The 21,322-nt window shown below is 56.2% G+C and carries 14 protein-coding genes, 1 tRNA gene and 1 riboswitch; of the genes, 14 read left to right on the top strand and 1 reads right to left on the bottom strand.

Features of this window, described 5'->3' with window-relative positions; translation table 11 throughout:
* The 13 genes from GCU45_RS10880 (at position 1) to GCU45_RS10820 (ending at position 18,650) form a co-directional block, all read left to right on the top strand.
* On the top strand, positions 1 to 873 hold the full coding sequence (locus GCU45_RS10880) for a carbohydrate ABC transporter permease (protein WP_152402962.1): 873 nt from the start codon (positions 1 to 3) through the stop codon (positions 871 to 873).
* A 124-nt stretch (positions 874 to 997) separates the two neighbouring features.
* The gene (locus GCU45_RS10875; protein ID WP_152398932.1) at positions 998 to 2,569 is read left to right on the top strand and encodes an extracellular solute-binding protein; all 1,572 of its coding nucleotides are present in this window, start codon (positions 998 to 1,000) and stop codon (positions 2,567 to 2,569) included.
* A gap of 106 nt (positions 2,570 to 2,675) precedes the next feature.
* Positions 2,676 to 3,716 carry a response regulator transcription factor gene (locus GCU45_RS10870; RefSeq protein WP_152398931.1) on the top strand — a complete coding sequence of 347 codons (1,041 nt, stop codon included), beginning with the start codon at positions 2,676 to 2,678 and terminating at the stop codon, positions 3,714 to 3,716.
* A gap of 1 nt (position 3,717) precedes the next feature.
* Positions 3,718 to 5,571, top strand: coding sequence for a sensor histidine kinase (locus GCU45_RS10865; protein ID WP_167527114.1), 1,854 nt, complete (start codon positions 3,718 to 3,720; stop codon positions 5,569 to 5,571).
* Positions 5,568 to 6,335, top strand: a complete 768-nt coding sequence (locus tag GCU45_RS10860) for an SDR family NAD(P)-dependent oxidoreductase (RefSeq protein ID WP_152398929.1) — start codon at positions 5,568 to 5,570, stop codon at positions 6,333 to 6,335. The genes GCU45_RS10865 and GCU45_RS10860 overlap by 4 nt, the downstream gene beginning before the upstream one ends.
* Before the next feature lie 204 nt (positions 6,336 to 6,539).
* The gene (locus GCU45_RS10855) at positions 6,540 to 8,855 is read left to right on the top strand and encodes a heparinase II/III domain-containing protein (protein WP_152398928.1); all 2,316 of its coding nucleotides are present in this window, start codon (positions 6,540 to 6,542) and stop codon (positions 8,853 to 8,855) included.
* A 36-nt stretch (positions 8,856 to 8,891) separates the two neighbouring features.
* A complete protein-coding gene (locus tag GCU45_RS10850) occupies positions 8,892 to 9,209 on the top strand; it encodes a cupin domain-containing protein (RefSeq protein WP_152398927.1) in 318 nt (105 codons plus the stop codon).
* Between the two features lie 358 nt (positions 9,210 to 9,567).
* Positions 9,568 to 10,077, top strand: coding sequence for a metallophosphoesterase family protein (locus tag GCU45_RS10845; RefSeq protein ID WP_145948344.1), 510 nt, complete (start codon positions 9,568 to 9,570; stop codon positions 10,075 to 10,077).
* 196 nt (positions 10,078 to 10,273) lie between these two features.
* Complete coding sequence (locus GCU45_RS10840; protein ID WP_152398926.1) at positions 10,274 to 12,892, top strand: winged helix-turn-helix domain-containing protein; 2,619 nt, start codon at positions 10,274 to 10,276, stop codon at positions 12,890 to 12,892.
* 148 nt (positions 12,893 to 13,040) lie between these two features.
* Entirely contained in the window at positions 13,041 to 16,703 is a 3,663-nt protein-coding gene (locus GCU45_RS10835) for an S-layer homology domain-containing protein (RefSeq protein WP_167527113.1), read from the top strand.
* Between the two features lie 228 nt (positions 16,704 to 16,931).
* Entirely contained in the window at positions 16,932 to 17,423 is a 492-nt protein-coding gene (locus GCU45_RS10830) for a hypothetical protein (RefSeq protein ID WP_152398924.1), read from the top strand.
* A 390-nt stretch (positions 17,424 to 17,813) separates the two neighbouring features.
* Positions 17,814 to 17,887 (top strand) — tRNA-Pro (locus tag GCU45_RS10825).
* Positions 17,888 to 18,041: 154 nt separating this feature from the next.
* Positions 18,042 to 18,650 (top strand): YdcF family protein, encoded by a 609-nt coding sequence (locus tag GCU45_RS10820; protein WP_152398923.1) that lies wholly within the window; start codon positions 18,042 to 18,044, stop codon positions 18,648 to 18,650.
* Positions 18,651 to 18,778: 128 nt separating this feature from the next.
* Here GCU45_RS10820 and GCU45_RS10815 read toward each other — a convergent pair whose 3' ends face one another.
* Positions 18,779 to 20,110 carry an APC family permease gene (locus GCU45_RS10815; RefSeq protein WP_152398922.1) on the bottom strand — a complete coding sequence of 444 codons (1,332 nt, stop codon included), beginning with the start codon at positions 20,108 to 20,110 and terminating at the stop codon, positions 18,779 to 18,781.
* Between the two features lie 261 nt (positions 20,111 to 20,371).
* Positions 20,372 to 20,480, top strand: a riboswitch (guanidine-I (ykkC/yxkD leader).
* Positions 20,481 to 20,599: 119 nt separating this feature from the next.
* Between GCU45_RS10815 and GCU45_RS10810 the strand changes: the two genes are divergently transcribed.
* Positions 20,600 to 21,322, top strand: coding sequence for an urea amidolyase associated protein UAAP1 (locus tag GCU45_RS10810; RefSeq protein WP_152398921.1), 723 nt, complete (start codon positions 20,600 to 20,602; stop codon positions 21,320 to 21,322).

The raw sequence follows: 21,322 nt of genomic DNA, 5'->3' as shown, positions 1-21,322 counted from the left end.
ATGATGTCTAGGAGCTATCTACTATTCAACGCGTTCAACATCCTGTTCATGTGCCTGCTCGGGCTCGCCATGTTCCTGCCGTTTCTGAACGTCATCGCCCAGTCCTTCAGCGCATCGGAAGCGGTCACGTCGGGCAAGGTGACGTTCTGGCCGGTGGACGCTACGACGATCAACTACCGGTACGTGTTCAGTGACGCGTCCATATGGCGCGCGTTCGCGGTTTCCGTCTTCATTACGGTGGCCGGAACGTTGATCAACCTGGTGGCGACGGCAACGCTGGCTTACCCGGTGTCCCGCGAGGAGTATGTCGGGCGGAAGCTGATCATGCTGATGGTGCTGATTACGATGATTTTCAGCGCGCCGCTGATTCCGAACTTTTTGCTGATGAAAAATCTGCATTTGATGAATACCCCGTGGGCCATGATTTTGCCCGGTGCGATCAGCGCGTTTAACTTTTTTGTGATGCATTCGTTCTTCAAGCAGCTGCCCGCGGAGGTCATCGATTCCGCCCGCATCGACGGCTGCGGGGAGGTACGCATCCTGATGAAGATGGTGGTGCCGCTCTCCAAGCCGGTGATGGCCTCGCTCGGTATTTTTTACGCGGTAGGACATTGGAACGCCTATATGAACGCGCTGTATTACATCGATCAGCCGAAGTGGTGGCCGCTTCAGGTGCTGCTGAAAAAGATGTTCGAGACCGACGATCTCAGCATCGACCCCGGCGCCTCGCAGTTCAGCGAGCTGGCGTTTACCTCCCCGGAGGGAATCAAGATGGCGACCATTGTCATCGCGACGTTGCCGATCATTTTGCTGTATCCGTTCCTGCAGAAGCATTTTGTGAAAGGGCTTACACTCGGCGCGGTCAAATCTTAAAAATGAACTACCCGAACTGAAGTTGCCACCTCACGGTCGGGCAAACGTTAACGATACAATCAACTTGCCAAATCCAACAAAGAGCATACACAAGAGCAATCAAAGCGGGGAAAGAGGGGATACGATGAAAAAATGGGTAAGCCTGATGCTGGCCACCGTAATGACGGCATCTCTGCTCGCCGGGTGCGGCGGCAAGGACAATGATTCATCCGCCAGCGGCAAGGATGCGGGGACGAGCACGGAGGACAACGGGGTCACCAAGTTTTCGATTTCGCTGCGGACGCTGAATTTCGGCCATGTGGAAAAATCGCCGGATATTAACGCGGATAAGTGGGTGAAGAAGCTGGAGGAGCTGACGAACACCGACATGGACATCCGCCTGGTTCCGCATAGCGAATACGACCAGAAGATGGCGCAAATGTTTGCCACGGGCGACATTCCGGACGTGGTACAGGGCCAGGGCGGAGTCACCGGGAAAGAGATGGCGGGGTCGGTGGAGGCGGGGGTCTTTATGCCGCTGGACGACCTGCTGCAGAAGTACGGGCAGAACCTGCTGCAAAAAATCCCGAAAGAAGCCTGGAATCGCATGACCTATGAAGGTAAAATCTATGGTATTCCGGAGTGGCTCGGCAACCCTTCCCGCCGCGCGACCTGGATCCGCAAGGATCTGTTGGACAAAGCAGGCCTGCTGGTGCCGAAGACGATCGACGATTTTATGGAAGTGCTGCGCGCTTTTAAAAAGATGGGCGTCGAAAATCCGTACATGGGCCGTCAGGACTTCAAATATGCGGATACGGTCTTCGGAGCGTACGATGTTTTCCCGTATTTAAGCCAGTTTGAGGAAGTGGACGGTCAGGTGCAGCCCAAATTTTTCGATGCAGACAATATGATGAAAGCTCTGTCCACCTACAAAACGATGTATGACGAAGGGCTGATCAACAAGGAATTTGCCACGATCAACCCGACGACGTTCAAGAACACAATCCTGTCCGGAAAAGCCGGTATCTGGTCGATGAACGCCAACGAGCTGCTCCAATGGCAGACCCAGCTGCAGGATACGGTTCCTGACGCGAAGCTCGAAGTGATCCCCTCCCCGACCGGACCGGACGGCAAGGGCGGATATTATTTGTACGGCGACGTAAACCGTTCTTATTTCATTAATGCCAAATACGAACATCCGGAGAAAATCATCCAATTCCTCGACTGGATGGTATCGGATGAAGCCGAGGAGTTTTTTACCTTCGGTGTCGAAGGCGAAGCGTACACGATGGACGGGGACAAAATCAACTACAAGCAGCCGACCGACTCCAAAGCAGTTGACGAGGAGCGCTACCGGCAGTCCTTCCTGTGGCTCGTGCAGGACACGACGTACAACAAGGGATCGCTCAGCCTGACGGAAGACGGGCGCAAGCTGATGGGTGTGTTCGATAACATTCTGGCGAACGAGGGCCGTGACGGCATCGAATTTGACCCCAGATTGGAAGCGCTTAAAAAGAACCCGGACATCACTCCGCTTTCGGATACGCCGCCGCCGGTGCTCGTGACCCACATGGTCAAAATGGTCTACGGCCAGGAGCCGATCGAAAATTGGCCGAAGGTGATCGAGGAATGGAAGTCAAAGGGAGGCAGCGCCGTATTGAAGGAGGCCAATGAACGCTACCAGAAAAAAGAGGGCATCTTCTTGCCGCGGAAGTAGGAATTGGCGGTTGTTCACCTGCTAGAGATATTGGGGCGGCGACCCTCACCGGTTCCCGCCGCCCAGAAACGAACACTGAATACGAAATCGAAAGGAGCTCTTGAGGATGTATCGGATTTTGCTCGTTGACGATGAACCTATGATTCTGAAAGGACTAAGCGTATTCATTCAGCAGTCCGGGATCCGGATTTCATCCATCCGGCTCGCCGCCAACGGGCGCGAGGCGCTGCAGGCGATCGGGGAGGAGCTCCCCGATTTCGTGTTTACGGATATCCGGATGCCGGTCATGGACGGCCTGTCCCTGTGCGAGGCCATCGCCAAGCAGGAGTACCCGGTGCAGACGGTGGTCGTATCCGGTTATGGCGATTTCTCATATGCCCAGGCCTGTATGGCCTTCGGCGTCAGGGAATACCTGCTGAAGCCGGTGGCCAAACGGGAGCTTGCAGATACGCTGCGGCGCCTGGTGCAGCGGGCCGAGAAGCAGAAGCCGGCCTCCGCCTACCTTTCCGTCGCCAAGATGGATGCATGGCTGGAGCGGTTTGACCAGGCCATCTACTATATGAACCGCAGCCAGGTTCAGGAGCTGCTGGAGGAGTGGCGGCAGGAGACTTCGGCTTTTCAGCTTCAGGAGCGGCAAAAGGCCGAAATGCTGGAGGAATTCCACGGCCTGCTCGTTAAGAAGCTGAGAGCCAGGGAGATGAACATCGAACTGGACGACAGCCTGGAGCTCAGCCCGGACTCAACCGGGGAAGAGGCCTTCGGGCGGTTCGCCGAGCGGATCGGCCAGACGCTGGACCGCCTGTACCGGAAGAGGAAAGGGAAATGGAAAGACCCGATCGAGGAAGCCAAGCATTACATCGAGCGCAATTTGGCCAGCGAGGTGTCGCTGGAGGAAGTAGCGGATCAGCTGGGGCTGCATCCCAACTATTTCAGCGTCATGTTCAAGCAGGCGACGGGAGAGACCTTCGTCCAGTACCGCACGAAGCGGCGCATGGAATACGCCAAGCGGATGCTCGGCGAGGAATCGCACCGGATCACCGACATTTCATACGCGGTTGGATATGCCGACCATTCCAACTTCACGAAAACCTTCAAGAAATACGAAGGCATCTCACCTTCGGAATACCGGCAGCGGCTGGGGATCTGACATGTTCCGCAGAAGCATCTCCCACCGCATTTTCGGCTACTTCATGGTACTCATCGTCATTTCCTTATCGGTGGTCGGCACCATCACTTACGTGCAGTCGTCCAAACTTCTGGACCGCCAGCTGGAACGCTACCTGTCCCAAATGATCACCCACGCGGCCTATCATACGGACTTGTACCTCCAGACGTTCGACAATGCCAGCAAAATCATTCTGTCTGACCCGGACGTCCTGAAGTTCATGGAGATGGACCCGGACAACAGTTTTCAGTATTACGAGCTGTCGCGGCGGATTCAGAGCAAGGTGTTCGATTCAGCCTTTATCATTTATCCGCAGATCGAACTGATTTACGTCATTAATCAGGACGGCAAGGCGATCACGACGAAGGACATCATCCAGGATGAGGTCAAGGATTATAAATCGTATTATCGTTTAATCGAGCAAAATATTCCGAAGGACGGTCTCGGCGCAATCATCAATTCAGCAGCAGTGGATCCGGGGGAAGAGCAGTACATTACGTTCATCCGCCGCGTTCGCGGGCTTCTGTCGCACCAGCCGCGGGGTATCCTCGGCATGAAGCTTAACACCAGGGAGATATCCAAGCTGTGGGGACAAATGGACCTGGGGGACAAAGGCTACTCCTTCATCGTGGACAGCAAGGGCAATTTCGTCGACAAGCCGGAGGACGCCGTCATCCCGGAGTTCATGGACGATGAAGTCAAGAAAAATCTGCTCAGCGGGCAGGGCACCTTCACGGCCGTCGTCAACGGGGAAAAGCGAATGTATGTGTCGCAGCGGCTCAGCGCCGCCGATTGGCAGATGGTCATTTCGGTCCCGGTGAAGGAGCTTCGTAAACCGATCATGAACATCCGCTATACGACGGTCATTGCCGGCTTCATCACGTTAATTGTCGCGATGTGGATTGCGGGCCGGTTCGGCCGGTCTCTCGTGCAGCCGCTCAAGAAGCTCGTCCGCAATATGCGCATGATGGAAAAAGGCGAGTGGAAGACGATTGAGGGTGAGGAGCAGCGCCAGGATGAGTTCGGGTTCCTGATCTCGAGCTACAACCTGATGCTGACGCGGCTGTCGGAGATGATCGAGCGCGTCTACGAAGCGGAAATCCGCTCACACAAGACGGAGCTGAATCTGCAGAAAATCGCGCTGGAGCAGCATAAGGCCGAATTCCAGGCGCTGCAGCTGCAGATCAATCCGCATTTTCTGTACAACACGCTCGAGACCATCAAATGCTACGCCGTCGTCCAGGATTCCGAAGAAATCATGGAAATGGTCGAAGCGATGGCGGCCATGCTGAGGTATGCGATTCAGACGAACCTGTCGGAGATTACGGTCGTCGACGAGCTGAAGCATGTGCTGAATTACATGACCATCCTGCAGTACCGGACCCAGCGGCAGTTTGAGCTGGATGTTGATGTTCCTCCAGATCTGCTGCTGCACAAGATGGTTCGGCTGACGCTGCAGCCGCTGATCGAAAACATGTTCCAGCATGCGTTCCCCGACGGGATTCAGGATCATCACCGGATCCGGATCGGCGCGGAGGTCCGCGAAGGAGGGTTCCGGCTGACCGTGCAGGATAACGGCGCCGGTATGACGGAGGAGAAGCTTCATTCGCTGCGCCAAAAGCTGGAGCTGAACCGGCTCGCGGAGTCCGAATCGGGCTCCCTGTACCACAAAGGAGGGTTGGGCCTCATGAACGTGCACCGGCGGATTCAGATGGTCTATGGAGAAACGTACGGATTGACGATTGACAGCGCTTTGCATCACGGAACGACGATTCGGATGTCGCTGCCGTTCGACGGCAGCATCACTTGCATGTATGAGGAGGAGAACGTGGGATGAAGATCGATTTACAGGGGAAAATGGCGCTGGTGACCGGTGCCAGCTCAGGCATCGGCCGGGAAGCGGCCAGGTCGCTCGCGGCCGCGGGAGCCGCGGTGGCGGTTCATTATAACCGGGGCCGGGAGGAGGCGGAAGCCCTAGCGGCGGAAATCGCCGCGTCGGGCGGCAGGGCCGCCGTCGTCCAGGCCGACGTCACCCGCATCGAGGAACTGACGGCGATGCTCGACACGGTAGAGCGGGAGCTGGGCGGCCCGGTGGATATTTTGGTGAACAATGCGGGCCACCTGGTGAAGCGGGTACCGAATGCCGAAATGACCGAGGCGCATTATACGCACGTCATGGATGTCAATTTCAAATCCTGCGTATTTTTGAGCAAGCTGGTCATTCCGGGCATGGCAGCCCGAGGCGGCGGGTCCATCATCAACATGACTTCGGTCGCCGCCCATGACGGCGGCGGGCCGGGGGCATCGGTGTATGCGGCCAGCAAAGCGGCGGTCATTTCCTTCTCCAAAGGACTGGCCAAGGAAGTAGCGCCGCAGGGCATCCGGGTCAACTGCGTTTCGCCGGGCTTTATCGGCCGAACGGCTTTTCATGCGACCTTCACCTCGGATGAGGGCCGGGCAGCAACGGTGTCCAAAATCCCGCTCGGGCGGGAAGGAACGCCGCAGGATGTCGCCGATACGGTGCTGTATCTGGCTTCGGACCTGTCCCGTTATCTTACGGGCGAGACCATTGAAGTGAACGGCGGCTTGTTCATGCGGTAAGGGTTTCGACTAAAGGCAGTAACGGCCAAAGGACATTGCCCTGGAAATATTTCAAACGGAAATGGACAGCTGAGCTGAAATGATACGAATGATGAACAACAGACGACGGACAAGGAACGTGATATAGGGGCACAGTGAGATAAGGATAAGGGATCAGGACTAAAAGCTTACTACAGCGTCACCCAAACTGGAGGGATACGGACAATGGCAACGGCAAACGGATTGTATCAGCCGCAAAGCGGCGATTTAACGGTGCAGTATGCGCCTTCCGGGCAAACGGAGCTGATCGAGAACCCGCCGAGGTTTACCTGGATCCCGGCGAAGCTGGAAGATGACCGGTACGTGCTGGAGGTGTCATCCGCGCCGGATTTTACCGGGGAGACGACCCGAATCTACGGGCCGGTCCCCTACAATTTCTTTACGCCTCCCGAGGCCTTGGGCCCGGGTACGTATTATTGGAGGTACGCACTGCTCGAAGGAGAAGGGCCGGAGGCACAGCAGTCCGAATGGAGCACCGTAAGAGAATTTCAGGTGCCGGAAGGACTGCCGGAGACGGCGCTCCCGTCCCGGAGCGAGCGCTACAGCCGCGTACGCACCGGTCATCCCCGGCTGTGGCTGCAGCCGGATGAGCTGGAAGCGTACCGCGGCACAGTAAGGGAGGATGCGGCTAGCAGCGGATGGCAGGCCTTCTTCGAGCAATCGGTCAAGCCTTGGCTGACCCGGGAGCTGATTGCGGAGCCGCAGCCCTATCCGGACAACCGCCGGACGGCGGCGCTGTGGCGCGGAAGCTATTTGGCCTGCCAGGAGGTGCTGTACGCCATCCGGCATTTGAGCGTTGCCGGTGCCGTGCTGCAGGATGCCGAGCTGCTCGCGAAGGCGAAAGCCTGGCTGCTGCACGCCGCGTCCTGGGACCCGGACGGCCCGACCAGCCGTGACTATAACGACGAAGCGGCATTTCGGATCGCCGCGGCGCTGGCCTGGGGCTACGACTGGCTCCACGGCGAGCTGACGGAGGATGAGCGGGAAGCAGTGCGGGAGCCGCTGCTCGCCCGGACCCGGCAGGTGGCGTACCATGTGATCCAGCGCTCGAAGATCCATCATGTCCCTTACGACAGCCACGCTGTCCGCTCCTTATCTTCGGTGCTCGTGCCCTGCTGCATCGCCTTGTTCGACGAGGCGCCGGAGGCCAGGGAATGGCTGGACTACACGGTGGAGTACTATTACACACTGTTCTCCCCATGGGGAGGCAAGGACGGCGGCTGGGCCGAAGGGCCCCACTACTGGACGACGGGCATGGCTTACCTGACGGAGGGCCTGAGCCTGCTCAAAAACTTTTCGGAGCTCGACGTGTTCCGGCGGCCTTTTTTTCAGCGTACAGGCGATTTTCCCCTCTACTGCTACAGCCCCACCACGTCGACGCGCACGGCCTTTGGCGACAACTCGACGCTCGGGGACGATATCATCAAAAAGGTCGGCTACAACATGCGCGAGTTTGCCGGTGTGACCGGAAACGGATGGTACCAATGGTACTTCGACCAGCTGAAGGACGCGAATCCGGAGGCCGACCGCATGTTTTACAACTACGGCTGGTGGGATTTTGCCTTCGATGACCTCGTGTACCAGCACAATTATCCGGAGGTTGAACCGGTAGAGCCTTCCGGCATCGAGCCCGTCAAATGGTTCCGCGACATCGGCTGGGTTGCGATGCATCACCGCCTGCACGATCCCGCGGAGCAGGTTTCCCTCATCGCCAAGAGCAGCCGGTACGGCTCGGTCAGCCATAGCCACGGCGATCAGGGCGCATTCCTGCTGCACGCTTACGGGGAGCCGCTGGCCATTGAGAGCGGGTATTATGTCGCGTTTAACAGCTCGATGCATCTGCATTGGCGCAGGCAGACCAAGTCCAAAAACGCCGTCCTCATCGACGGGCAGGGGCAGTTCGCCGGCATGAACAAGGCGCTGAACCTGGCGGCTAAAGGGGAGGTCGAGGACGCCTGGCATGACAAGGGCGTATCCTACACCCGATTGAATCCAACTTCCGCTTACAGGGAGCATGTACCGTATTTGAAGCAGTATAAGCGTGAGATTTATTTTGTGCAAAACAGCTACTTCGTTATTGTCGATTCGATCGACCTGGAGCAGCCGGGACGGGTGCAGTGGCTCTTTCACACGCTGTACGAGATGGAGCTGAAGGGACAGTCCTTCCACGTGAACGGCAAGAAAGCCCTGATGGAAGGCCGCTTCATCTTCAGCACGTCCGGAGAGCTTACGCTCTCGCAGACAAGCGGATTCGAGGGCGTGGATCCCGAGGAAATCGTCGGGCTCGATACGCACTGGCATCTGTCGGCGGAGACGAAGGCTGCGTCTTCGCACCGGATCGCCACGCTGCTCGTGCCAAAGCGGCTGGATGAGGGCGGCAAATACATTTCTTATTTTATGGACGATCAAGGATTCAGTTATAATTTATATTTGACGGACAACGGGCAAACGCAGAAGATCGAGATCGCGAAGGCGTTTTAGTTTATGAATTGACAAGCATAAGGAGGCGGAACAAGCGTGAGCAATATCGGAGTTTGGGAGGACGCGGAGCCCGGCGTAAAACGCAAAATTTTGCAGCCGGGGGCGTCGCTGATGATGATGGAAGTGCATTTTGAAGCCGGTGCAGAAGGATATGAGCATGCCCACCCGCATGAGCAGATGTCCTACTGCCTGCGGGGGCGCGTCGAGTTCACGATCGAAGGCAAGAAGACGGTCATCGCGCAGGGCGAGCACATCGTCATTCCGATGGGCGCCAGGCATGGGGCGAAGGCGCTGGAAGCCAGCGTATTGCTGGACTGCTTCACGCCGCTGCGTGCCGACTTGATCAAGTATTAATTGACGGCACGACGGTCGCTGCTTCAGGTTCGTTTGGACGAAGTTAAGCGTGGCCAAGTTAGTACCATGAAGTACCGTGACTGTACCATGACAGCCTTCACTCAGGCTGTTCCTAGACTGCCTCTCGGCACCTTTTGGACGTTGAACTGTCCATATGGAAGCCGCGGGGCAGTCTTTTTTGTGCGGGACCACAGACAGTGGCGTTGCTATAATAGTTGGACCAGGGGAAAATAGCTGCACAAGTGTACTTATGATGATCGGCCAGGCAGGGTATAGATGGAGTAACTGGAAAAATGTAATTTTCATGTGAAATGTGATCTGCGGAAAAGTGATCAAAGTGAAAAAAGGAGGAACGACCATGATTATCGGTGTTGTTTCGGATACGCACTTAAGAGAAGGGAGAGTAAAGCTCCCCGCAAAGTTGACGGAAGCGTTCCGGGAGGTAGACCATATTCTTCATTTGGGCGATTGGATGACCCTAGAGGTGTACGATCAGCTGTCGAAATTAGCTCCTGTGGACGGCATCGCCGGAAATAATGACGGGTACGAGATCATTGAGCGATTTGGCGAAAAAAAGATACTCTCCTTTGAAGGGGTACAGATCGGGCTTGTTCACGGACATGAGCCTTATTCATCAAGAATAACCACTCCGCAGAAGGCCAGGAAGGCCTTTGAGGGCGAGCCGGTTTCCTGCATCCTGTTCGGCCATTCCCACCAGCCTTACCTGGAGATGGACGACGGCGTGCTGATGTTTAATCCCGGTTCTCCTACGGACAAGCGCAGGGAGAAGCTGTATTCGTTTGGACTGCTTGAAATCAAGGGTGGCCAAGTCTTCCCACGGCATGTTTTTTATGAGGATAAAGGATAGGATCCGCCCATACGTGTTCACTTCAGCTCCCTGCTTGTTCTCCGTTCCCTCTTCCGTTACCAGCACTGGTTAAACCTGTCTATTAGCGGGCGGACAGCAGTGATAGAATAGAGGAAAAACACAGGCATCTCTGGGAAGGGCGGCGGCTTGCAGGCTGAACCTGCCCCGTCCGACGGGAAGGAGTGATTTAAGAACAATGAAGCAAGGAACCGATGTCGAAATGAGTGAGCCGCTGCTGCGCTCCAAGCTGGCGGTTCCCCGCACCGTAGCGGATCTGGTGCCCCGTCCCCGGCTTGAGACGAGACTGGAGGAGGCGGTACGCGGCCCGCTGACGCTGATCGTGGCCCCGGCCGGTTTCGGCAAAACCACCCTGGTCAGCGAATGGCTGATGTCCACGGGCAGGCGAGCTGCCTGGGTATCGCTCGACCCTGGAGATAACCAGGGCTCGAGGTTGTGGCGGTACCTGTTCGAAGCCATACATGCGCTGGTACCGGGATACGGTGGAGAGGAGGTCAGGTCCGTTCTTCCGCTGCTCCATACATCGAACTTTGAGCAGGGGCTGATTTTGTGGCTGAACGCGCTGGACAGGCTGGATCAAGAAATCATGCTCGTCCTGGACGATTTTCACGTCATTCAGGAGGAACGGCTGTTGGATTCGTTCGCCTACTTTGCCGGACATTTGCCAATGCAGGTGCACGTGATTCTGCTCAGCCGCTCGGAGCCCGGGTTTTCGCTGGCCCGCATGGAGGCACGGCAGGCGCTGCTGCGGCTGGAAACGGAGGATATGCGCTTCACGGAAGAGGAGGGCGGCCGCTTTCTTGATGGCGCCGAGGTGCTTCTTAACGGGGAAGAGATCTCCGCGTTGGTACGGAAGACGGAAGGATGGATCACAGGGTTGAAGCTGGCTTCCATGGCGATGCGCAGGCAGGAGGATCCGGGGCACTTCGTTCGCGAGTTTGGCGGAGACAACCGTGCGGTAAGGCAATACCTGCTGGAGGAGGTTTTTGCCGGTCAAAGCCCGCGCATGCAGCAGTTTCTGTTCCGGTGCTCCATTCTGAAACGCTGGAATGCGGCGGTATGCCAAGCCGTGACTGGGTTTGAGGACAGCCGGGAGCTGCTGGAGGAACTCCTGCGGACCCATCTGTTCGTTGTCGCGCTGGATCACCGGGGCCGATGGTTCAGGTTCCACCACCTGTTTGCCGAGTTTCTGGAACAGCGGCTGGAGCAGGACAGCGGCGGGCGGGTTGAAGAGCTGTACCTGGCTGCGGGCGATTGGTTTTATGCGCAAGGCCTCGAGGAAGAAGCTGTGGAATACTATCTCCAGGGTAAATATTACCTGCGGGCCGTGCAGCTGCTCAGCGACATGACGTCCCGGGTTGTGGACTGGGAATGGTCCCTGCTGCAAAAATGGTTGTCTTCCATCCCAAGCGAGATGCTGCTGAAGCACCCCGTTTTGTTTTTTTCCTACGTCAATGCGCTCATTGCGGAAGAGGCTGGGGATCTGACGGAAGGGAAAAGGCTGCTGTACCGTGCGGATGAGTGGTATTCGATATCTTCGAAAGACATGACAGAAGCGGAGCGGGCACAATATTTGGCCATGCGGCATTATGTGCGCGGAACTTTGATGGTCTTCGGGGAGAACGACCTCCGGCGGGCGAAGGAAGAGTATGCGGAGGCGGTGCGGCATGCCCCGGACGGCATCCGGATTATCTTCGGACTGCCGGAGAAGCCGGTACAGCCGATGAACGTGAGGACGTATAAAATCGGCAAAGGACATGCCGCGAGGGCTATCGCCGAACCGTATACGATGCAGATGGCAGAGCTGTATCGGGCGGTGAACCCGATCTTCCTCGGCAAGCTGTTTCTTAACCATGCGGAGGTGCTGTATTACTGGAACGATCTGCCCGCCGCCTCGTCTTATCTTGCGGAGGCCATGGCATGGATTATGCAGAACCCAAGCCGGCCAGAACATGATCTTGTTCCAGCCTGGATCCTGCAGGCCAAGCTGAAAGCCGGGGAAGGGCGATTGGCGGAAGCGCTGGATCTGCTGGAAAGCGGACGGCGGCGCATGAAATGGATGGACGTTCCCAGGGGCGCTGAAATTCTGGAACTGGAGGGCTTTCGACTGCAGCTCTTGTCCGGCAATGCGGAGCCTGCCCTGGCATGGGGCAGAACGTGCCGGCTGACGGCACAGGACAGGGTATCCCTGTACGAGCTTTACGATTACCAGCTGTTCGCCCGCGTTCTGGTGACGCAGCAGCGGTTGGAGGAGGCTGCCGATCTGCTGGACCGGCTGCTCTATTTGGCGGAGCGGGAGCTGCGACCGATCGATGCCGCCGAAATCCGGTGTATCACCGCCCTGATGCTGCTGGACCAAGGCGATCGCCAGAAGGCGCTGGTCCAGCTGGAAGAGGGGCTGAGAACTGCGGAAGACAACGGATTTATCGGGGTTTTCCTCGAGGAGGACGAGACGGTCCGCCACCTGCTTCATGAGCTGGCCCAGGAAAAGCAGAAGGGGTACTTCCGCGGCAAAGAAGCTTCCTCGCTCTCCTTTGTACGGTCGGTCATCGCAGCAGCGGGAGGCTTGGCGCAGCCGGCCGATTCCCCTCTGGAATCGCTCTTTACCGCCAGAGAAATGGATGTGTTCCAGGGACTCTTGGATCGTTTGAGCGGGAAGGAAATCGCGGAGCGGCTGAACATTACATACGAAACGGTCAAAACGCACCGCAGCCGGATTTACGGCAAGCTCGGCGTGTCCAGCCGGGAGGAGGCGGTGCGGGCCGCCGCCCGGCTGGCCGGTGATAAAAAAGAATAAACGCCGGGATGACAGCCGGTGAAAAAAGTTCATTAGACATCCCCCTCCATCCCCCCGGAGGGGGATTTCCTGCGTTCTGCGTTGTCTTACAATGAAATATGCGGCACATCGCGAAAACTATTTTTATCAAGTATGGGGGGAACGGGGATTGAAAGACAGGCGGAGTGGGCACCGGTGGAGCGTGGCGAGGCTGCTGATGGCGGTACTGCTGCTGCTTCCCGGCATGTATATCGGGAATGACTCGGCAGCAGCGGGCGGGTTAGAAGATACAGACGGAACTGTAGGGGGCGAAGCCGCTGCGGGCGCTGCTTCAGAACGACTTGCGTCAACCAGTACGGTATTCCCGGGGCTTGGACAAGTTTCCGACATGGTGCGCAGTCCGGACGGGGGATATGCTGCCGTTGGCAGCAATCCGGATGCCCCGCTGAATACAAACGGGTACTTGCTGAAGCTGAACCGTTCCGGCGAGAAGGAATGGAGCCTGGGCATCGGGGGATATTGGATTCAGGACGTAAGCTCAACTTCGGACGGCGGCTTTGTTTTTTCGGGGTACATCCGGGATGAGTATTTTAATATGGCGCCATTATACGGAAAGGTGAGCGGTCAAGGAAAATTGGAGTGGTCCAATCGAGGCGATCTTGCCGACTCCATGCACAAGACGGCCGAATCCATAGTCGAAGTCAAGGATGAGCAGGGGATGGGCTACCTTGTTATCGGAACAGTTTCTGAATTCGGAGGTGATCGGGACTTGGCGGTAACGCGGTTGAGCGCCACAGGAACCGAGCTGTGGTTCAAACGTTTGAACCAACCGGATGCCCAGAGCGTTTACCGCGCGATTCCTGCCGGTGACGGGAGCTTTTTGCTTATTGGTGCTACGAATAGCAGCACTCAGAATAAAGGATATGCGTTGAACATCAATGGGAACGGCGATATTTTGTGGGAGCAGGTGTATCATGCGGACGGCACCTCACTGGCGCTGCTCGGCGCATTCCGAACGTCGGACGGAGGGTTTATATTGTCTGGCGGGATGCTCGCGGCTAATCGTTCCAGCATGAAGCTTGCCCTCATCAAAACGGATCATGACGGCCAGATAGAGTGGCAAAACGTCTACGACACCGGCAAAAACCTGACCGGTAAAGACGTGATCGAGACGTCGGACGGAGGGTATGCAGCGGTTGGGGCATCCTCCGGATCCAACGAGGATATGCTGCTTATGAAAGTTAGCAGAGATGGGACCCTTCAGTGGTCCAAATCGACTGGTGATTTCAAGTACTCGAGAGCAGCGCTGCAGCAGCCGGACGGAAGCTATTGGGTGGCTGGAGGAAGCGAGGAGACGGATGAGGCCGTGATTTGGAAGCTGAAGGTCGGCCCGCCGGCGGGTCTGGCTGCAGATGACCTGACGAACACCATTACCGGCCTGGATGAGACGATGGAATACTCCATGAATCAGGGAACCAGCTACACGCCTTACGAACCCGCGACTATCAAGGCGTTTGAGGGTGATATTGAGGTATGGGTCCGATATCAAAAAGACAGCAAAGCTGGTTATGAGGCGGGGGAGCCCGTCAAGTTTAAGTTTACGATAAATCCGCTAACGGTTTCAACCGTGGAGCCGCTGGCGCCAATTACGGTTCCCGTGGGAACTTCGCGCGCGGACTTGCCGCTGCCGCAATTCGTTCAAGTGACGCTCAGCGATGGAAGCAAGGTTGAGGCCGGCGTGGTATGGGATCAGGGAGGTCCTCCTTATACAGGCAGCTTTCCAGGAATGCTTACGTTATTTCAGGGAACGCTGCTTCTCCCCGGGCAGGTACAGAACCCCTCGGGTATCATAGCTTCAGTCATGGTCGTTAACGACTTCACCGCCCTGAATATCAAGGCTGTCTACCCGATCGCTCCGATCTCGGCGGAAGCGGGCACGCCGGTTTCTTCATTAGGGCTGCCTGATACCGTTGAAGTCATGTTGAGCGATGACTCCAAGGCTGTCGCCCGGGTCACCTGGGATGCAGGCGTTCCGGTCTACAACGGGATGCCGGGAATATTCACGTTCACGGGCGTGTTGACCCCGCCGCTTGGCGTCGGCAATACGCTGGGACTCAGGGCTATGACCATCGTCATGATTGGCTTCCCTCCCGTATCGCCTTCCATCCTGGAGGTAGCGCCGATCCCGGGAATCGAGGCTCCGGTTGGAACGGAGCTGGATCAGCTTGGACTGCCAGGCAGCGTGGAAATTACGCTGAGCAGCGGTGAGAAATCTCAAGCGGATGTTACCTGGGATGGGGGGACGCCGCCGTTCGATGCCGGAGCTGCAGGTGAGTACGCCTTCACCGGCACGCTGACGCCTCCTCAAGGAATTGCCAATCCATCGGGACTCAAGGCGTCTGTGGTCGTCACGCTGAAGGCTCCGCCGCAGGAAGAACCGGTCGTCACGGGGATTACGCTGGATGAGTCTTCTTACCGGTTGAAGGTCGGGGAAACCCATGCCACGGTCGTGACCGCCGTCTATTCTGACGGCAGCAAGCAGGAAGCAGCGCCCTCGGAACTCGTATTCAGGTCCAGCAAACCGGAAATCGCCACCGTAAAACCGATCGGCGAGGTGGTAGGGATATCGCCGGGGTCTGCAGTGATTAACGTCAGCTATGGGACGTTTTCGGCCAGTGCGGAGGTAGAGGTCTACAAGGAGGCCGATCCGGATCCCGAGCCAAACCCGGACCCGGAGCCAAACCCAGACCCAGACCCGGATCCGGGAGTTCCTCCGGGAAATCCGGGATCACCGGGAGTGGGATCACAGCTGCCCTCATCGCCTCCAGTGACACCACCGACGGTGCAGTCGGATCCTGCCCGCAGCGTGACGGGCTGCGCGGAGTCGCGGTCCTGTACGGCCAGCCTCGGCAAAGACGTCACTTTCACGCTTCCGGAGGGAGCGGTATCCGGAAGCTACACGGTCATCATTCAACAAATTATACTGCCGGACGATCGTCTGCCGAAGGGAATGACGCCGGTAAGTGCGGTATATGAGCTCGGAAGCAGCATTCAAGGAACGCTGGCCAAACCGGCACAGCTCACCATTCGTTATTCGGCGGATCGCGTAATGGAGGGGCAGCGGGCTGGATTGTTCTACCTGGATGAGTCTGCCGGACAGTGGAGGGAAGTGAAGGGAACGGCAGCGAACGGCCTATTCAAGGCATCTGTAGAACGCTTTGCTAAATTTGCCGTCTTTGCGGTCGATAAGCCGCAGGAGCAGCCGGTAACGGAACCACCCGTGCCGAGGTTCCCGGACATTCAGGGGCATTGGGCGAAAGCCTGGATTGAGGAAGCGACAGCCCGCGGACTGGTCACCGGCGGAGCGGACGGCCGCTTTACGCCTGACCGCCAGATTACGAGGGCCGAATTTGCGGTGATGCTGATCCGTGCGCTCGGCGAGCCGGATACCGGATCGGGAGGCAGCCATCCGGCCTTTACCGATGCAGCCCAGATCCCGGTGTGGGCACAGAAGGCTGTTACCCTGGCAGCAGAGAGCGGATGGGTCAGCGGGTATGAGGATGGTGCGTTCCGTCCGTCCGGATTTATCAGCCGGGCGGAAATGACGGTCATGCTGATGCGATCTTTGAATCGAGGGGAGGAGGAAGTATCATCCGCTTTGACTTTTGCCGATGCGGCAAATATTCCTTCATGGGCACGACCTGCTGCCGTTCAGGCCTTCGAGCTCGGACTGGTGGCCGGACGCGAAGGCAACCGGTTTGACCCGACCGCCTTGACCACACGAGCGGAAGCGGCTGTCATACTGGTCCGCATGCTCGATCAAAACAAATAGAGGATTATCAAGGTTGAAGCTGTCGGCCCTGGTACGGCACTGCCGTACCAGGGCTGTATTTTACAAAAGGAGATGTTCGGCAAGATTGCGGAGTTCTTAAAAAATCAAATGGACAGTGAGGGAAGTCGTGGACAATGGGGATGCTTGCCCCGCAATGTTCAGAATTGGTATAGAATCAAGCGGTATACTCATTGAAGCGTTGTACGAAGAGGGAGGTTATGTGTAATCATGAAAATCATTAGTCATTTTCAGGACGCAGCGCAAACCAGACACCGGGGAGTCGAACCCTATTCGCTTCAGGAAGTTCGGCTCACACCCGATATGAACATCGAATACACCCGGGGTTTTTACGTTCATCACAACGGCGACTTGATTGGGATCGTGGCGACGGAGGAAGGACCGGTTTTCTTTCACAACCAGGACAAATATCTTCTTCAGGAGGGCTGCTACTCCTTTTTACTGCAGAAAAAAAATACGGAGAACATCTTCTTTTTCGAATGGCAGGGCGCTTGTGCGTTAAAAATCTCGTATACGCCCGTTCTGATCAACCATGGCGGAAGATGGGTCGACGACCCGGTGTGGGATTTTTTCAGCTGGCTGACGAAGGCGGTAAGGAAAAAACGGTTCGCCGGATACTATACCGTGGACGGAATTTCCTCGCTTCTGGGCAATCGGGAAAAGGCTGCGCCAGGACAGACGCTGTTTCAAATGCGGGCATAAATTACGTTTTCCAAAACACGGCTATACGTTTAAATAGCATACTTTACATCATTTAGAAAGAACCGCGTTGCTGCGGTTCTTTCTTCTTGTACCCGTCATCAAGCCGTCTGTAAAGTTCGTGCTTCATCCTGCAATATAGGAAAAGTCATCATCTGCATCTGATCGTGGTTACGGCGATTAAGCGAAGATTACTTCTGACCGATTGCTGAGTTCAAAAATTTATCCGCAAAGCTGCGTACCTAAAGTATTGCGGGCGTGCGCGCGAATACGCTATAATAGCGTTAAATACGGTGATGGAAAACGTAACCATTTCCATGACTAAGCACATTGAGCGTTTGAAACCGCACCGCCATGCGGTTGATTTACCGCGCGTTATGCGGTTCATATTATCGGGGTATGGCGCAGTCTGGTAGCGCGCACCCTTGGGGTGGGTGAGGCCGTGGGTTCGAATCCCGCTACTCCGATAGTTCCCTTTATCAGCGCGGCGATGCCTGGGCATCGTCATCATATACGACGTAATTGAGAACCATTTCAGTTGTTGTTTCATACAATTGAAGTGGTTCTATCATTTATTGCAAGTTTTGCTAAGAAATCCATAGGAAAACGGGGGTGCCGGAGATGATGATTTCAGAATGCAATCCCGGCCAATTATCGCACGAGCAAATTACCGCACTGCTGTACAAGGGAATTTCCGACGACGGTCGGCCAGGTGACTGCATTTTCGTGTTCGGAAGCAACAAGGGCGCAAAGTACCGCGTTCCCGCAGCGGTTCAATTATACAAGGATGGCCGGGCACCGATGATTCTTTTTTCGGGAGGTACGATCTGGAAAGGGCAGCCTCTGCCCGAAGCGCTGATGATGAAAGAAAGGGCGGTGGAACTGGGGGTCCCTGCCGGACAAATTGTGGTGGAGCAGGAGTCGCGGCATACGAAGGAGAATGTGCTCGCCTCGCTGCTGGTCCTGGACCGGGCCATTTCGCTGCAATGTATCCGCCGGATTCTGATTGTTACTTCCGCATACCATATGCGGCGGGCGTACTTGACCTTAAAGACGTACATGCCCTCCTGGATCGAATACTCGATGTGTGCCGCAGAGGATGCGTCGACCCGGGAGGACAACTGGTGGTTGACGCCGGAAGGGTTCAACCGGGCTTCGAATGAAGCCGGCAAGCTGGTCCGGTATGTGCAAAACGGAATCATTGCGGACGATATGTTGGATTTGGGATAGTTCCCATGCTTTAGTTAAAAAAGGACAACGGCAGCGCTGAGCGGTTCAGGCGGGCCGTGTCCTTTTTCTTTTTTTTCGAAATATCCGCCTCTTGTGTAAACGGCAGGATGGCGAGCAGTCATTTTCCCTTAAACCGCGCTCTCCATTTCCGCACTCGGTGCTTCATGTACCGCCGGTTTGGCCCGCCGCAGCGCATAGAACAGCAGTCCGAATATAAGCCAGCCGCCGCCAAGCAGCAGTGAGGAAACGTCCAGAAGGGTGACGAGGTACAGCACGAAGCCGGCACCGAGTAGCGGGCACAAAAGACGGAAAATGAGGTCTTTGGGAGTGCGGCCCTTTTCGCGGACGATGTAGTGGAAAATCACGGACAGGTTGACGAACAGAAACGCCGTCAGCGCGCCGAAATTCACAAATTTGATCGCCGTTTCGAGACTGATGAACAGGGCGGACAAGGAAATAACGCTGGCCAGCACGATATTGAACACGGGCGTACGGAACTTGGGATGGATGGAAGCGAATGTTTTGGGCAGGAGAGAGGTTCTTCCCATGACGAACAGCAGCCGGGTGACAGTTGTCATGGAGGACATGCCCTGGGACAGAATGGAGAAAATGATGACGAACGTAAACACCGAGGCCAGCACGCTGCCTCCGATGGACTGCATCAGCTCAAAGCCGGCGGAGTCGGCGCTCGCAAACGAAAAGGAAGGGTACATTTGCTGGATCAAATAAGCGGTGGCAAAATACATCAGTCCGGCCAGGACGACAATGACCATAATGGCACGGGGGATCGTCTTCTTCGGGTCTTTTGTTTCTTCGGCCATCGTCGTAATGGAGTCAAATCCGAGGAAGGAGAAGCAGACCAGCGAGGCTCCGGCCAGAATGGAAGAGAACGAGACGCCTTTTCCTGCGGCAAACGGGTCGAGTCCCGCGGTAATCCCGCCTTGCAGCGCTTTGTATACCAGGAGCGCACAGAAGCCGGCGATAAACAAAATTTGCATCAGGACGAAGATTTTGCTGACATTGGCCGATGTTTTGATGCCAATGATATTGATCGCCATGACGACAGCTGTCAGGAGGATGATCCAGACCGCCGAGGGTACGGATGGGAACTGCGCGTTCAAATTAATTCCGAACATGAGCACGGCGATAATGCACGAAAATAAATAGTCGAGCAGGACGGCCCAGCCCACCACAAAGCCGAGAAACGGGTTCATCGCTTTGGTCACGTAGGTGTACGCCGAACCCGAGACGGGGAAAGCCTTCGCCATTTGCCCGTAGCTTGCCGCCGTGAAGACGATGGCTACAAACGCCAGCATGTAAGCGGCCAGGAGCATGCCTCCCGAACCCTCGTGAAGCACGCCGAAGCTGGTGAAAAAGATCATGGGAGACATCCAGGCCAGGCCCATGGTCACGACATGGGACAAGGATAAATCTCTTTTTAATGTTATGTTATTTGACATATGACATTCCTCCTCCAAAGGGATAAAGCAACTGACGGCGATCCGATATGTCATGACATCTCACATTTTTGCAGGCTATTTCCGAAAAATCAAGTCTTATTTCTGAGTTTTCATACAAACACATGTTCCTTTGTGGCCTATAACCTCACATTTAAACGCCTTTTACAGCTAAATATCCGCATTTTCATAAATTTTTTTGTAAGTTTTTATTGCATGCTGCCAAGAAATCATGTTAGTATTCTTAACATAAACAACCGCATACGAAATGTCTTCTAGGGTTCCGGGTCGGTGAAAGTCATCGGCTGGCTGGTCCGAGAGAAGGCGCACCGGGGCAGCCTGGTGTACACGGCGGGAAAAAAGCCCGGGAGAATCTATCAAAGCACGCTTTGATGTTTCTCCCGGGCTTTTTTTATTTTTAATTGGCAGGTTTGGGGCTCACTGGCGTTTATGTCCGGCCAGCAGCAGGCCTGCTCCATAGGAGGAATGAAAATGACAGTAAGCTTTTCGATTACGATGGGACCCGGCGGCAAATGGTCCGCCTATATCGGCAAAGGCAAGTCGGTCACCTTGACGGCCGCGGGCGATTCAGCGAATGTGTCTGCGCTGCTGTATCATGCGTCGTATCCGTCGGAGAGGTACAACATGCCGGATTCGCTCAAGGCGCAGCATACCGCTTTTTATACGGCAGGTCACGTGCTGATGAGCGATCAGGGCCGCGTCCTCGCATCCATCATTGAAGATACTGCCGGCTGGCATGATCCCCTGGGCGGGTACACGACCCGTAAGGGAACGGACGGCAAGTATGGTCCGACTTCGTACCAGCAGGAGCGCAACGCCTGGCTGCGAAGCGGCGAGGAAAACCTGACGGTGGAGCTGTACCGCCATAACCTGACGCCGCGGGATTTAAGCGCGCCGGTGAATTTCTTTTCGAAAGTGGTGTGCGAGCTGGACGGGACGATGAGGTATGTTCCCCAGCCAACCGATGGGCGCTCCGTCACCCTCCGGACGGAAATGGATGTGCTGCTGGTCGTGTCGAACACGCCGCATCCACTCAACCCCTCGGCGGTGTATCCGGGGGCAGCGGTGGAGATCCGTATAACGGATGCCGCGCCAATGACGGAAGACGATCTGTGCGTGAACCACTGCGGTGAGAACCGGCGAGCTTTTGAAAACACATGGAATGCCTATGCACTCATGAAAGGGGCGAATTGA

Origin of the sequence: Paenibacillus cellulositrophicus, assembly GCF_009363095.1 — a bacterium.
GTDB classification, from domain to species: Bacteria; Bacillota; Bacilli; order Paenibacillales; family Paenibacillaceae; genus Paenibacillus_AQ; species Paenibacillus_AQ favisporus.
This window is presented reverse-complemented; position numbering and strand designations above follow the sequence as displayed.

Excerpts from the sequence above, each read along its gene's own strand:
- GCU45_RS10810 (WP_152398921.1), top strand. The coding sequence starts at position 20,600 with ATGACAGTAAGCTTTTCGATTACGATGGGACCCGGCGGCAAATGGTCC.
- GCU45_RS10870 (WP_152398931.1), top strand. The coding sequence starts at position 2,676 with ATGTATCGGATTTTGCTCGTTGACGATGAACCTATGATTCTGAAAGGA.
- GCU45_RS10865 (WP_167527114.1), top strand. The coding sequence starts at position 3,718 with ATGTTCCGCAGAAGCATCTCCCACCGCATTTTCGGCTACTTCATGGTA.
- GCU45_RS10855 (WP_152398928.1), top strand. The coding sequence starts at position 6,540 with ATGGCAACGGCAAACGGATTGTATCAGCCGCAAAGCGGCGATTTAACG.
- GCU45_RS10845 (WP_145948344.1), top strand. The coding sequence starts at position 9,568 with ATGATTATCGGTGTTGTTTCGGATACGCACTTAAGAGAAGGGAGAGTA.
- GCU45_RS10860 (WP_152398929.1), top strand. The coding sequence starts at position 5,568 with ATGAAGATCGATTTACAGGGGAAAATGGCGCTGGTGACCGGTGCCAGC.
- GCU45_RS10840 (WP_152398926.1), top strand. The coding sequence starts at position 10,274 with ATGAAGCAAGGAACCGATGTCGAAATGAGTGAGCCGCTGCTGCGCTCC.
- GCU45_RS10815 (WP_152398922.1), bottom strand. The coding sequence starts at position 20,110 with ATGTCAAATAACATAACATTAAAAAGAGATTTATCCTTGTCCCATGTC.
- GCU45_RS10875 (WP_152398932.1), top strand. The coding sequence starts at position 998 with ATGAAAAAATGGGTAAGCCTGATGCTGGCCACCGTAATGACGGCATCT.
- GCU45_RS10820 (WP_152398923.1), top strand. The coding sequence starts at position 18,042 with ATGATGATTTCAGAATGCAATCCCGGCCAATTATCGCACGAGCAAATT.
- GCU45_RS10830 (WP_152398924.1), top strand. The coding sequence starts at position 16,932 with ATGAAAATCATTAGTCATTTTCAGGACGCAGCGCAAACCAGACACCGG.
- GCU45_RS10880 (WP_152402962.1), top strand. The coding sequence starts at position 1 with ATGATGTCTAGGAGCTATCTACTATTCAACGCGTTCAACATCCTGTTC.